The sequence below is a fragment of the Bordetella tumulicola genome, assembly GCF_054779135.1.
This window is the reverse complement of sequence record NZ_BAAGYU010000011.1, coordinates 393,078-406,306: the sequence shown is the minus strand read 5'-3', so window position 1 is coordinate 406,306 and position 13,229 is coordinate 393,078. Positions and strand designations below refer to the sequence as shown.

General features: G+C 61.2%; 11 protein-coding genes. 4 read left to right on the top strand and 7 right to left on the bottom strand.

All coding sequences use genetic code 11. The features are described from left to right. Window positions 1–4 precede the first annotated feature (4 nt). The 5 genes from nirD to ACYVDM_RS24080 all read right to left on the bottom strand — a co-directional run bounded on the left by nirD (window position 5) and on the right by ACYVDM_RS24080 (window position 5,853). The gene (gene nirD, locus ACYVDM_RS24100) at window positions 5–340 is read right to left on the bottom strand and encodes a nitrite reductase small subunit NirD (RefSeq protein ID WP_415792698.1); all 336 of its coding nucleotides are present in this window, start codon (window positions 338–340) and stop codon (window positions 5–7) included. Window positions 341–363: 23 nt separating this feature from the next. Continuing rightward, entirely contained in the window at window positions 364–2,802 is a 2,439-nt protein-coding gene (gene nirB, locus ACYVDM_RS24095; protein WP_415792699.1) for a nitrite reductase large subunit NirB, read from the bottom strand. A gap of 52 nt (window positions 2,803–2,854) precedes the next feature. Next, window positions 2,855–3,715, bottom strand: a complete 861-nt coding sequence (locus ACYVDM_RS24090) for an ABC transporter ATP-binding protein (protein WP_415792700.1) — start codon at window positions 3,713–3,715, stop codon at window positions 2,855–2,857. Window position 3,716: 1 nt separating this feature from the next. Then, the gene (ntrB, locus tag ACYVDM_RS24085; RefSeq protein ID WP_415792848.1) at window positions 3,717–4,487 is read right to left on the bottom strand and encodes a nitrate ABC transporter permease; all 771 of its coding nucleotides are present in this window, start codon (window positions 4,485–4,487) and stop codon (window positions 3,717–3,719) included. 70 nt (window positions 4,488–4,557) lie between these two features. Continuing rightward, complete coding sequence (locus ACYVDM_RS24080) at window positions 4,558–5,853, bottom strand: CmpA/NrtA family ABC transporter substrate-binding protein (protein WP_415792849.1); 1,296 nt, start codon at window positions 5,851–5,853, stop codon at window positions 4,558–4,560. Between the two features lie 416 nt (window positions 5,854–6,269). Here ACYVDM_RS24080 and ACYVDM_RS24075 point away from each other — a divergent pair, with 416 nt between their 5' ends. Beyond that, window positions 6,270–6,866, top strand: a complete 597-nt coding sequence (locus ACYVDM_RS24075; protein ID WP_415792701.1) for an ANTAR domain-containing response regulator — start codon at window positions 6,270–6,272, stop codon at window positions 6,864–6,866. Window positions 6,867–6,971: 105 nt separating this feature from the next. Next, window positions 6,972–8,387: a siroheme synthase CysG gene (cysG, locus tag ACYVDM_RS24070; RefSeq protein WP_415792702.1), complete on the top strand. Its 1,416-nt coding sequence runs from the start codon at window positions 6,972–6,974 to the stop codon at window positions 8,385–8,387. A gap of 132 nt (window positions 8,388–8,519) precedes the next feature. Here the strand turns inward: cysG and upp are convergent, their stop codons facing one another. Next, window positions 8,520–9,158: a uracil phosphoribosyltransferase gene (gene upp / locus ACYVDM_RS24065; RefSeq protein ID WP_415792703.1), complete on the bottom strand. Its 639-nt coding sequence runs from the start codon at window positions 9,156–9,158 to the stop codon at window positions 8,520–8,522. Between the two features lie 194 nt (window positions 9,159–9,352). Then, window positions 9,353–10,798, bottom strand: coding sequence for a D-alanyl-D-alanine carboxypeptidase/D-alanyl-D-alanine endopeptidase (gene dacB, locus ACYVDM_RS24060; RefSeq protein WP_415792704.1), 1,446 nt, complete (start codon window positions 10,796–10,798; stop codon window positions 9,353–9,355). A gap of 151 nt (window positions 10,799–10,949) precedes the next feature. Between dacB and queA the strand changes: the two genes are divergently transcribed. Further along, window positions 10,950–12,002, top strand: a complete 1,053-nt coding sequence (queA, locus tag ACYVDM_RS24055; protein WP_460475482.1) for an S-adenosylmethionine:tRNA ribosyltransferase-isomerase — start codon at window positions 10,950–10,952, stop codon at window positions 12,000–12,002. A 2-nt stretch (window positions 12,003–12,004) separates the two neighbouring features. Further along, window positions 12,005–13,141, top strand: a complete 1,137-nt coding sequence (gene tgt / locus ACYVDM_RS24050; RefSeq protein ID WP_415792706.1) for a tRNA guanosine(34) transglycosylase Tgt — start codon at window positions 12,005–12,007, stop codon at window positions 13,139–13,141. Window positions 13,142–13,229 lie beyond the last annotated feature (88 nt).

Below are 13,229 nucleotides of genomic sequence, written 5' to 3'. Positions count from 1 at the left end.
CGCCTCAGTCCTCGTCCAGCGCGAGAGAAATCGCACCGCCATCGATCTTGATCGGCAAGGTCTGTACACAGCCCTCATCAGGCGCCTGGGCCTGACCACTGGTCAGGTCCAGCACCCATCCATGCAGAGGGCAAGCCACCGAATGGCCATGCACCAGGCCCGCCGATAACGGGCCTCCCTTATGCGGGCACCGATCGACCACAGCAAAAACCTGATCGTCACTCGTGCGAAAAATCGCCACGTTCTCTTGGCCGGGCCGCTGGACGACGCGTGCGCCCAACGGAGGGATGTCATTAATATGGCAAATGCTGCGCCATTGGCAGGTAGCGGCTTGCGACATGATGTCAGTCATCCAGGAAAAAGTTAGACAGTCAGCGACTGGAATTCGCGTGCGGCAGGCTGAGTCTCACGCCGCTCTTCCCAAGGATCCTTCTCGAAGGAAATGGCGAATTTCAAGCGCGAGTAGAGTTCCGCACGATTGGCCGCGTCTTCGACCACGCGAGCCTTCGCGTGCTCCAGGCCCACGCGCGCCAGGTAGTGCACGGTACGCTCTAGATAGAACGCTTCCTCGCGATACAGCTGCAAAAATGCGCCGCTATATTCCAGGACTTCTTCGGCCGTTTTGACCTTGACGAAAAATTGCGCCACCTCGGTCTTGATGCCCCCATTGCCTCCTACGTAGAGCTCCCAACCGGAGTCCACGGCGATGATGCCGACGTCCTTGATACCAGACTCGGCGCAATTACGCGGACATCCGGAGACCGCCAGTTTGACCTTGTGCGGACTCCACATGCCTACCAGGTCTTTTTCCAGCGCAATGCCCATGCCAGTGGAGTCTTGCGTGCCGAAACGGCAAAATTCGCTGCCCACGCACGTTTTCACGGTACGTAAACTCTTGCCGTACGCGTGGCCAGAAGGCATGTCGAGGTCGGCCCAGACCTTGGGCAGGTCCTCTTTTTTCACGCCCAGCAAGTCGATGCGTTGACCGCCCGTGACCTTGACCATCGGGATCGAATATTTGTCGGCGACGTCGGCAATGCGCCGCAGTTCGGACGGGTTGGTCACCCCGCCCCACATGCGTGGCACCACCGAATACGTGCCATCTTTCTGGATGTTGGCGTGCATACGTTCGTTGGCCAATCGCGACTGACTATCGTCGCGGGCCTCGCCGGGCCAGGTGGACAACAAGTAGTAGTTCAGCGCCGGGCGGCATGTCGTGCAGCCATCGGGCGTACGCCAATCCATGAAATGCATGGCGTTGGGAATCGTCACGAGATGATGGTCGCGGATGGCTTTGCGTATCTCGCCGTGGGTCAAATCCGTGCAACCGCAAATGGGCTTGGCGGATTTGGGTTTGACGTCGGCCGCGCCACCCACGCAATTGATCAGGATCTGCTCGACCAACCCCGTGCACGACCCGCAAGAACTGGCCGCTTTGGTGTGCTTTTTCACCTCATCCACTGTAAACAGACCTTTGTCACGGATCGCCTTGACGATAGTGCCCTTGCATACGCCATTGCAGCCGCAGACTTCCGCCGTATCGGCCATGCCGATCGCACGGTTTTCGCCGGAATGACCCGTATCGCCACCGATCGCGCTCTCTCCAAACATCAGTTGATCGCGCATCGACTCCAGTTGCTTGCCTTCGCGTATCAACCGGAAATACCACGCGCCGTCGGCCGTGTCGCCGTATAGGCAGGCCCCGACGAGCTTGTCGTCTTTCAGCACCAATTTCTTGTAGACGCCGCCCACAGGATCGGCCAGGGTGATTTCTTCCGTCCCCTGGCCACCCAAAAAATCTCCCGCCGAGAACACATCGATCCCGGTGACTTTCAGTTTGGTCGAGGTCACGCTGCCTTCGTATCGGCCAATGCCATACAACGCCAGATGGTTGGCCGCGACTTTGGCCTGCTCGAACAAGGGTGCCACCAGACCATAGGCCGTGCCGCGATGGCTGACGCACTCGCCCACCGCATAAATCAAAGGGTCATAGGTTTGCAGGGTGTCGCTGACCACGACGCCACGATTCACATACAGCCCGCAACTCTCGGCCAGCTCGGTGTTAGGACGGATACCGACGGCCATCACCACCAGATCCGACTCAATCTCTTCACCGTTGGCAAAGCGCACGGCGCGCACACGACCGTCGTCACTGCCGAGCAGGGCTTCGGTCTGGCGCGGCATCAAGAATTTCAAACCACGAGACTCCAGACTCCGCTGCAACAGCAAAGCCGCCTGCGGATCCAACTGACGATCCAGCAAGCCTGGTCCCAAGTGCACCACCGACACATCCATACCGCGCGCGGCCAGACCGCTGGCCGCCTCCAGGCCTAGCAACCCGCCGCCGATCACCACCGCGCGCTTATGTGTGCGGGCGGCTTCGATCATCAAGTTGACATCACGGATATCGCGAAACGTCACCACGCCCTCCAGATCCTTTCCGGGCACGGGCAAGATGAACGGATTCGAGCCCGTCGCCAGCAACAGGCGATCGTAGGGCACCTCGCTGCCGTCTTCTCCAATCACGATGCGGCGCGCGCGATTGATGCGTTCAACCTTGCAGTTCATGCGCAGATCGATCCCATTGGATTGGTACCAGTCCACATCATTGAGTACGATATCTTTCAAGGTCTGCTCACCCGTCAATACCGGCGAGAGCAGAATGCGGTTGTAATTGGGATACGGCTCGGAGCCGAACACCGTGATGTCGTACAGATCAGGGGCAATTTTCAGCAGTTCTTCCAGCGTACGTACGCCGGCCATTCCATTGCCCACCATCACCAGTTTCAGTTTCTTTTCCATGATGTCTCTCGTGTTACTCGTATTGCGTCGTTGCTTGTTTTGCGTTGCGGCCTCAACCGCTGGCGATTTCGAGGGTTTCGTCAGGCTCGCTTACGCTCGCCACCACGGTGGACTTGTGTGACAAAGTCGGATTGCCGTAGCGGCGATGCAGAAAATCCACCACCGCGGTACGGCAAGCCAGATACGCCGGATCACCCGACAGGGCCACGCGATCACGCGGGCGCGCGAGCGGCACCGTCAAGACCTCGCCGATCGTGGCTGCCGGTCCATTCGTCAACATGACAATACGATCGGACAGCAGGACTGCCTCGTCGACATCGTGCGTCACCATGATGGTGGTGCTGCGCGTGGCCGCCACGATCTTCTGCAACTCGTCCTGTAAATGGGCGCGGGTCAAGGCATCCAGCGCGCCAAAAGGCTCATCCATCAACAAGACTTTTGGCTCAATGGCCAACGCGCGGGCAATGCCCACGCGCTGCTTCATCCCCCCCGATATTTCGCCAGGCAATTTGGCTTGCGCATGCGCCAGGCCCACTAGTTCCAGGGCGGCATGGGTGCGTTGCGCGAGCTGAGCTTTGGTTTCGATCGCGCCGAAGACACGCTGCACCGCCAGATGCACGTTTTGAAAACAGGTCAGCCATGGCAACAACGAATGATTCTGGAACACGACCGCGCGATCCGGGCCAGGCCCGGCGATTTCGCGCTCGGCACACAGCAACACGCCTGATGTCGGCCGCGTCAGACCCGCAACTAGATTCAACAGCGTGGATTTACCGCAGCCCGAATGGCCAATCAGGGAAATAAACTCGCCTTGCGCCACAGTCAGATTGACATCGCGTAGCGCGACGAACGTCCCACGAGACGTCACAAAAGTCTGGCCGACGTTTTCGATACGCACAAACTTTTCCATCATGTCACTCCTCGGTGTAAGCAAAACGACGCGCCAGCCGCACCAACGCGGTCTCCAGCAGCAACCCGACAATGCCGATCACGAAAATGGCGATGACGATGTGTTCGACCTTCAGGTTGTTCCACTCGTCCCATAACCAAAAGCCAATCCCCGTGCCGCCTGTCAACATTTCGGCGGCCACGATCACCAACCAGGCCGTGCCAATCGATAGACGCACGCCGGTCAAGATGTGCGGCAACACCGACGGCAGCAGAACTTTGGTCACCACCTGCCATTCCGACAGATTCAACACGCGCGCGACGTTCAAGTAGTCCTGAGGAACACGTGCCACGCCCGCCGCGGTGTTGATCACCATGGGCCAGATCGAACAGATAAAAATCGCCCAGATCGCGGCGGGATTTGCCCCTTTGAACAACAACAACCCCAGCGGCAACCACGCCAATGGCGATACGGGTCTCAACAGACTGACAATCGGCGAAAACATGGCGCTGGCCGCCGCGTAGCGTCCCATCACGAATCCCGCGGGAATCCCCACCAGCGCCGCCAGGCCAAAGCCAATCGCGACGCGCTGCAACGACGCCAATACGTTCCAACCGATGCCTTGATCGTTGGGACCGTTGTCATAGAACGGATCCGCAAACAGGTCCCGCGCGGCATCCCAGGTCACACCGGGTGTGGGAATCTCCGGGATCGACATGGCAATGGCCTGCCAGATCAGCACTAGCAACGCGAAACCCGCCAGCGGTCCAACCGCCACACGCAACAGACGCTCCATCGCCGCACGCCAGGCGATCTGGCGAGACGACATCTCGGTGGCCAAAGTCGTCGACATCACATGCCCCTTATCAAGCTTTGATCTGGAAACTATCGGCGTAAGCCACCGGATTGCTGCCATCCCATCGCACACCGTCCATCAAGACAGACACGCGCGACTCGCTATCGGGCAGCGACGCCCCCGAGGCCGTCGCGGCTTGCTTATACACATCGATGCGATTGATCGCCTGCGCCACCGTTTGATAGTCCGGATGCGCCTTTAGCAAACCCCAGCGCTTGTGCTGCGTCAGGAACCACATGCCATCGCTCAGATAGGGAAAGGACGCCTCACCGTCGCCGTAAAAGCGCATCGCATGCGCGTCATCCCACGTCTTGCCCAGGCCATTGGTATATCGACCCAGCATGCGATCAACGATGGCATCGACAGCCGTATTGACATAGGACTTTGCCGCAATCGTTTCGGCCGTCTTGCGACGATTGTCAGGGGAAGCATCAATCCACTTTCCCGCCTCGATCACGGCGGCCGTCACGGCGCGAGCGGTATTTGGATTCGTGCTGACAAACGCTGATGTCGTGCCCAACACTTTCTCGGGATGATCGGCCCAGATCTGCTGCGTCGTCGCCGCCGTAAAACCGATGCGATCCATGATGGCGCGTGCGCCCCAAGGCTCGCCCACACAAAAGCCATCCATATTGCCCACGCGCATATTGGCCACCATCTGCGGAGGCGGCACCGTGATCGCACGCGCATCCTGCATCGGATTAATTCCATTGGCCGCCAGCCAGTAGTACAGCCACATGGCATGCGTGCCCGTGGGAAACGTCTGCGCGTAGGTATAGGTGCGCTTGTCGGTCTGCATCAGCTGTCGCAGCGACTCGCCATCTGTCACCCCCGCCTCGTGAAGTTTGGATGACAGCGTGATGCCCTGGCCGTTCTGGCTCAGGCTCATCAGGACCGCCATCTCTTTCTTTGGACCGCCAATGCCCAGATGCACGCCATACACCAAGCCATACAGCACGTGTGCGAAATCCAATTCACCATTGATCAGTTTGTCGCGCACGCCCGCCCATGAGGCTTCTTTGGTGGGAACAATCTTCACGCCGTACTTTTGATCAATACCCAATACCGACGCCATCACCACAGACGCGCAATCCGTCAGGGGGATAAAGCCAATGCGCACCTCGGTTTTCTCGGGTGCGTCCGTACCAGCCGCCCACGCCCCCGCCCGCACCAATGGGTCGACCATGTTCAGCAGCCCCGCACCCGCCACGGCCTTGGCCGTATTGCCCAACCATTTGCGACGCTGCGCATTCGCAGCGCCTACCTGCTCAATGGGGGCGGTAGCCAGATCAATCTTGCGGGGCATGCCGGTCATTGGGGACTCCAAAAAAAAGCGTCCTGCACCCGCAGGTAACCACCTGACGGGATGTGCAGAACGCCATTGTTCATATTGAGTCGCCGCGCGACAGACCAGCGGAAGGTCTCGCGCCAACGATCGGAGACCGCCATTGGCCTCCAGGCATCAAGAAGCAAACATCATGCCAACTGCGGTTTTCGCGAGCAGGCTTCGAGCATGGACTCGCTCATGCACCACACTGGCGCATAAACCGCAGCGCAACTCACCGTTTCCGTGCCCACCGCCCCATCTGTGGGCAAACACACGCGTCGACCGCAGTGCCTTTACCCGACTGGGGTGTTTTCGACGCGCGTAGAACGCACCGACTGGACAACGGTCACCTGATGGCACGGATCTTGCATCTATCCGGATGAACAGGAGTCATCATGCTTAAGGTCATGCTTCTCACCGACGGAGACGGGCGCACCGCGTCCTTGCGAGAAACGCTGGCGGCGGCCGGCGTGCGCGTCGTCGCCGAGCGTCCCGCGGGCATGGATCTGGCCGAGACCATTAATCAACTTGAACCCGATGTGGTGCTCATTGACGCCGATGCCCCGGCCCGAGATACGCTGGAAGACGTCTGTGTCGCCAGCGAATACAGCGCGCGACCCGTTGTCATGTTTACCGATGACGGCAACCGTGAGACGATCCGTGCCGCCTTGAAAGCCGGCGTGGCCGCCTATGTGGTGGGCGCCGTGCCCCCCGAACGCATCCAACTGCTATTGACTGTGGCCATCGAACGCGGTGCGGTCGAACGCGCGCGCCGCAGCGAACTGGCCGACGCGCGCCTGCGGCTGGCGGATCGCCAATCCATCGAGCGTGCCAAGGGATTGCTGATGGAGTTACGCGGCGTTTCCGAAGAACAAGCGCACCGGCTGCTGCGTGAACGCGCCATGCAAAGCCAACGGCGTCTGGGCGATGTGGCGCGCGAAGTCGTCGACATGGCGCAATGGCTGGGCGGCAAGCCGGGAGGCGTCGCTTAATCACTTGTCGTTATATCAATCCAATAAATCAAAAGTTGTAGAGATGTAATGCTGTCCCTATGATCGTTGATGTATGCGGGTACGTCCCGCCAGGCTGATCACTTCATGAAGCTTTTCCCCTTATTTGCTGACTTGCAGGGTCGACGCGTACTGGTCGTCGGCGGCGGAGACGTCGCCGAACGCAAGGTTCAAGTGCTGCTTGAAGCCTCGGCCGAGGTGCAGGTCGGCGCACCCGAGCTGACGCCCGCGTTGGCGCAGTGGGCCGCACAAGGCCGCATCCATGTCCTGGCGGGCGCGTTTCAGCCGGAATGGCTGGATGACGCCTGGCTGGTCGTCGCGGCCACCGATGACCGGGCAGTCAATGCCGCAGTCTCCGAAGCGGCACAAGCTCGTCGCATTTTCAGTAATGTGGTCGATGATGCTGAGCTATCGTCGTTTCAAGTGCCCTCCATCGTCGATCGCTCACCCCTGATCGTGGCGATTTCGTCATCGGGCGTCGCGCCAGTGCTGGCGCGACGAATGCGCGAGCGAATTGAATCCCTCTTTGATCATTCATTGGGATCTTTGGCCGCACTCGCCGCGCGTTACCGCCCTCGCATCCGCGAGCGTCGGCCAGACCTGAAACAGCGTCGTCATTTTTACGACTGGCTGCTCGATGGCCCTGTGGCGAGTTTGCTGCGCCAACAGCAACCCGCCGAAGCCGAACGCGTATTGAAAACCGAACTCGACGCCCCGCAAGCCACCAGCCGTGGCAGTGTGGTGCTAGTGGGTGCCGGGCCAGGCGATCCCGGGTTGCTGACACTGAAAGCCTTGCGCGCATTGAATGAGGCCGACATCATCCTGTACGACCGACTGGTCAGCTCCGCCGTGCTGGCGCTGGCCCGCCGCGATGCCGACCGCGTCTCCGTGGGCAAACTTCCGGGCGAAGACCACAACGCCACCCAGGCGCGCATTCACGCCTTGCTGATCGAACACGCTCAAGCGGGTCGCCGCGTGGTGCGCCTCAAAGGCGGCGACGCGTTTATTTTTGGCCGTGGCGGCGAAGAACTCGAGTATCTGCGCGCGCACCGTGTGCCCTACGAAGTCGTGCCCGGCATTACGGCCGCCCTGGCCTGTGCCGCCTATGCGGGTATCCCACTGACCCATCGCGATCATGCGCAATCCGTGCGTCTGGTCACCGCGCATTGCCGCGAAGACGAAGACACGCTCGACTGGGCCGGATTGGCGCGCGAGCATCAAACACTGGCGTTCTATATGGGGGTGGGGCAACTGGAAACCCTATCCCACCGCCTGATCAGCCATGGCCGCGCGGGCGATACCCCCTTTGCCCTGATCGAGAACGGCAGCCGTCCCGAACAGCGCGTCGTGGCCGGCCAACTGGCCGAACTTGCCGCGGTGGCGCGCAGCCACGAGGTGCGTTCTCCGGCCCTGTTGATCGTGGGCGAAGTCGCCGGCCTCGCTCGGCAACTCCACTGGTTTGGCCGCTACGAACAAGGCCAGCGTGAGGCGCTCGCCGCCTGAGGGTGACGTGCTGAGGGCGACGCGCCGACGGTGATGAGCTGAGACACTGGGCCGAGGCCAGGCTGACAAACGGGTGCTTTCTGGCGCAGACGCGACATCGGGCACCCGCCCTCCTTTACTGCCTGCGCAGCCCTACTCGGTTTTTTGCTTCGTGCCGAAGATGCGGTCGCCAGCATCGCCCAAGCCGGGAATGATGTAGCCGTGTTCGTTCAGGCCTTCATCTATCGAAGCGGTATAGATATGGACGTCCGGGTGGAGGTCCAACACGGCCTGAATACCCCGTGGTGCTGCCACCAGCACCAGCGCCCGAATCTCGCGACAGCCGGCGCGCTTGAGCATATCGATGGTGGCGACCATCGAACCGCCCGTGGCCAACATGGGGTCAACGATCAGCGCCAGGCGCTGATCCAGCTCGCCCACCAAACGCTCCAGATATGTATGGGCCTGCAGGGTTTCTTCATTGCGGGCCACGCCGACGACACTCACTTTGGCGCCGGGGATCAAACTTAGCACGCCATCCAGCATGCCAATCCCTGCCCGAAGGATAGGAACCACGGTCACTTTCTTGCCCGCGATTTTCTCGACCGCGACGGTGCCGCACCAGCCTTCAACGGTAGACGCCGCCAGAGGCAGATCTTTCGAGGCCTCATACGTCAGCAGCGCTCCGACTTCTTGGGACAATTCACGGAAACTTTTGGTGCTGAGGTCAGCGCGGCGCATGATGCCAAGCTTGTGGCGAATCAGCGGATGACGGATTTCATGCACGGGCATGAGCGGAAATCTCCAGGAAACAAAGGGCAGCAATTCAAGCGGGTCGGAGCGGGGCAATATACGGGAGTATTGTGTCCTGCCCTTATCACGGCCATGCCGCCCGGTTGCCAGATAGCGCAATCGTAAACCGTTTGCCGGCTTGATGCCGGTCATTTACGCGGCCTCCATGCGCCAGGCGACCCCTTGTTGAGATTTTACTGAGCCGCCAGCCAGGCGATCAGCGCGTCATCAAAGGCGCGCACCTTACCCGCGTTCGGATCGTTGACCATGCTGACGACCACGTAGCGCTTGCCACTGACGCCCATTACATAGCCCGCCACCGCACGGACGTCACGCAGCGAACCGGTCTTGAGGTGAGCCATCCCGACCGTCTCGTCCCCTTTCAAGCGCCGCCGCATCGTCCCGTCTACGCCAGCGATCGATAGCGACGATATAAACTCGGGCATCAGCGGCGAGTGCCAGGCCAGCGTCAACATCGATGCCAGGCTTTCCGCCGACACACGCGCGTCGCGCGACAAACCCGCCCCGTTATCCATGATCAGTTCGGGCATATTCAGCCCTTGCGAGGACAGCACCGACTTGGCCACGGCCTCGCTCGTCTGCGTGGTCGCCGGCCGCGCACCGCGCTCGGCGCCCAATGTCAACAGCACCGTACGGGCCATGACGTTATTACTTCGCTTGTTGATCTGACGGATCGCCTCGCCCAACGGGGCAGACTCGTGCGACGCTAGCACCACGGCGTCAGAAGGCACTTTTCCTGCCCGAATCTTGCCCGTGAACGTACCGCCCAGCTCTCTCCACAACATCCGGAACAGGGACTCCGCAAACTCCGGCTGCGACAGCGCCAACCGATACAGACTGAACTCGCCGCAAGAGCCCGCCACGGTGCCTCCCAGGCGGATCGTCACTCCTTGCTGCGTCAGCACCGGATCGGTGGTCACGATCGGCGGACCGGGGCAGCGCGCCGAACTCCATTGCACCTCCCCCTCCAGCCGCAAGCCCGGTAGAGGAGGATCAACGATCGGCACCCATTTTTGTGCAACCTGGTCAGGCGTGAAGAGTAGGCGTAGCGCGCCAAACCCCACCATCAAGGCATCCGGGCTCGCGTTGTAAGCCCGGTCCGGCGCGCCATCAAACGCCCCGGGGTCAGTCGCGACCTGGCCAAAAATACTGCGGTCGATAACGAGATCACCGATTTTCTTGACCCCGCGCAGCCGTAGCTCACGCAACAGAGTCCACATGTCTTGCATCAACAAATAGGGATCACCGCCCGCTCGCAGGTACAACGGCCCCGACAGCGCGCCATGCGCGTCGGGTCGCACGCCCGGCGCAACCAGAAAATCGGTACGCCATACATAGTTGGGCCCTAGTTCCGCCAGGGCGGACCACGTGGTCACTAGCTTCATCACCGAGGCGGGGTTACGCGGCTCCGTCGCGTTGATGGCCATCATGCGCGGCCCGCCAAGCTCCTGGACGATTAAAGACAAGGACTCGTCCGGCAATCCCGAGGCCCGCCAGGCGCGGCTCAACTCATCGGGCATCACGCCCTGAGCCTGCACCGCCACAGCGGCCCCCAACAGGGCGCACGCCGCCAACCATCGCCTCACCCATCCGTTTCGCTTGTCCGCCCGCCTTGTCATGCTCCGCTCGCCACGATACCCATCCAATCAAAGACGCAAGCATACCGAAACATGGGCGTTTCGCGATCAGCACTTACAATATGGCCCTATTCGCGCCTGCCCTTGGCTGATTCCCCGGGCATTCCCTGGCGCCTTACTTGAATTGCACCGCGTGTCCTCGACCTTTTCTGTTTCCGATTTCGACTATTTCCTGCCCCCCGAGCTCATTGCCCAGACCCCTGCGGCACAGCGCGACGGCAGCCGCTTGCTGCACCTGGATGCCACGGGCGCTTTGCACGATCGGGTGTTCCCCGATCTGACAAATCTACTGCGCCCGGGTGATCTGCTTGTTTTTAACGATACGCGCGTCATCAAGGCCCGCCTCAGCGGCCAAAAGGCCACCGGCGGCAAGGTCGAAGTCCTGGTCGAGCGCATCATCGAATCCGACCGCGCATTGGCCCATGTACGCGCCAGCAAATCGCCCGGCCCCGGCATGACACTGCACCTGGCCGAGGCATTCGACGTCACCGTGCTAGGCCGGGAGGGCGAGCTTTTTGACCTGCGTTTCCCGGCCCCCGTACTGGATCTGCTGGACGCCCATGGCGCCACACCGTTGCCGCCCTACATCACTCATGCGGCGGATGCCACCGACGAGTCGCGCTACCAGACCGTCTACGCACGCGAGCCGGGCGCGGTTGCCGCGCCCACGGCGGGCCTGCACTTTGACCAGGCCATGCTGGATCGCGTCGCGGACCTGGGCGTGGAACGCGCTTTTGTCACCCTGCACGTGGGAGCCGGCACCTTTCAACCGGTGCGCGTCGACAATCTGGCGGATCACATCATGCACGCCGAGTGGTATACCGTCGGCCAATCCGTGATCGACGCCATCGCGCGCACACGCGTTCGGGGCGGGCGGGTTATCGCCGTCGGCACCACCAGCGTACGCGCCCTGGAATCGGCCGCCGCGCAAAACCCGGCGGGCGCCGATGCCCCATTGATGCCCGTACAGGGCGACACGCGTCTATTCATCACGCCCGGCTACCGCTATCAAGTGGTTGACGCGCTCATCACCAACTTTCATTTGCCGCAATCCACGCTCCTGATGCTGGTATCGGCCCTGGCCGGTGTCGACCCCATCCGCCGCGCCTACGCACACGCTGTCGCCGAACGCTACCGCTTTTTCAGCTACGGTGACGCGATGTTTATCGAATCTTCCCATTCTTGACCATGACCGGACTGAATTTCGAACTCCTGGCCACCGACGGGCAAGCCCGCCGGGGCCGCGTCACCCTGAACCACGGCGTGGTCGAAACCCCCATTTTCATGCCCGTTGGTACCTATGGCAGCGTCAAGGCCATGCTGCCGCACGAGCTCAAGGAAATCGGCTCGCAGATCGTGCTGGGCAATACTTTTCATTTGTGGCTGCGCCCGGGCACGGAAATCCTGGATCGTCACGGCGGTCTGCATGGATTCATGCAATGGGACAAGCCCATCCTGACCGACTCCGGCGGTTTTCAGGTATTTAGCCTGCAGGGTATGCGCAAAATCACCGAAGAAGGCGTGAAATTTGCGTCCCCGATCGACGGCGCCAAGCTCTTTTTGACGCCCGAGGAATCCATGCGCATCCAGCGCTCGCTGAATTCCGACATTGTGATGGTGTTCGACGAGTGCACGCCCTACCAGATCGATGGCCGCCCCGCCACCACTGAAGAAGCCGCCCGCTCGATGCGCATGTCATTGCGCTGGGCCCGTCGCTCGCGCGAGGAATTCGATCGCCTCGCTAACCCTAATGCCTTGTTTGGCATCGTCCAGGGCGGCATGTACGAATCGCTGCGCGACGAGTCCGTGGCAGGCCTGACAGATATCGGTTTTCATGGCTATGCGATCGGCGGCCTGTCCGTCGGCGAGCCCAAAGAGGACATGATGCGCATCCTGGCGCACGTCACGCCGCGCCTGCCCACGCAGGCGCCGCGCTACCTGATGGGCGTGGGCACTCCCGAAGACCTGGTCGAGGGCGTGTCCCGCGGTATCGACATGTTCGACTGCGTCATGCCCACCCGCAACGCCCGCAACGGGTGGCTATTCACACGCTACGGCGACATCAAGATCCGCAATGCCAAGTACCGGGACGACACCCGGCCGCTGGACCCAAGCTGCACGTGCCACACCTGTGCCCACTTCTCGCGCGCCTACCTGCACCATTTGCAACGCGCCAATGAGATTACTGGCGCGCGCCTGAACACCTTGCACAATCTGCATTTCTACCTGACCATCATGGCAGAGATGCGCGAAGCAATCGCCTCGGGGACGTTCCAGGCCTGGCGGGCCAAGTTTGCCGCTGACCGGGCTCGCGGCATCGAATAGATGCGGCGCGCGATAACCTCGCTACAATAGTCGGCTTGCCCTGTCCAAGGCTCGCGCGGGGACGGGCGCAGACTACAACCCTGTATAA

Excerpts from the sequence above, each read along its gene's own strand:
- ntrB (WP_415792848.1), bottom strand. The coding sequence starts at position 4,487 with ATGGAGCGTCTGTTGCGTGTGGCGGTTGGACCGCTGGCGGGTTTCGCG.
- dacB (WP_415792704.1), bottom strand. The coding sequence starts at position 10,798 with ATGACAAGGCGGGCGGACAAGCGAAACGGATGGGTGAGGCGATGGTTG.
- nirB (WP_415792699.1), bottom strand. The coding sequence starts at position 2,802 with ATGGAAAAGAAACTGAAACTGGTGATGGTGGGCAATGGAATGGCCGGC.
- ACYVDM_RS24090 (WP_415792700.1), bottom strand. The coding sequence starts at position 3,715 with ATGATGGAAAAGTTTGTGCGTATCGAAAACGTCGGCCAGACTTTTGTG.
- upp (WP_415792703.1), bottom strand. The coding sequence starts at position 9,158 with ATGCCCGTGCATGAAATCCGTCATCCGCTGATTCGCCACAAGCTTGGC.
- cysG (WP_415792702.1), top strand. The coding sequence starts at position 6,972 with ATGAAGCTTTTCCCCTTATTTGCTGACTTGCAGGGTCGACGCGTACTG.
- tgt (WP_415792706.1), top strand. The coding sequence starts at position 12,005 with ATGACCGGACTGAATTTCGAACTCCTGGCCACCGACGGGCAAGCCCGC.
- nirD (WP_415792698.1), bottom strand. The coding sequence starts at position 340 with ATGTCGCAAGCCGCTACCTGCCAATGGCGCAGCATTTGCCATATTAAT.
- ACYVDM_RS24080 (WP_415792849.1), bottom strand. The coding sequence starts at position 5,853 with ATGCCCCGCAAGATTGATCTGGCTACCGCCCCCATTGAGCAGGTAGGC.
- ACYVDM_RS24075 (WP_415792701.1), top strand. The coding sequence starts at position 6,270 with ATGCTTAAGGTCATGCTTCTCACCGACGGAGACGGGCGCACCGCGTCC.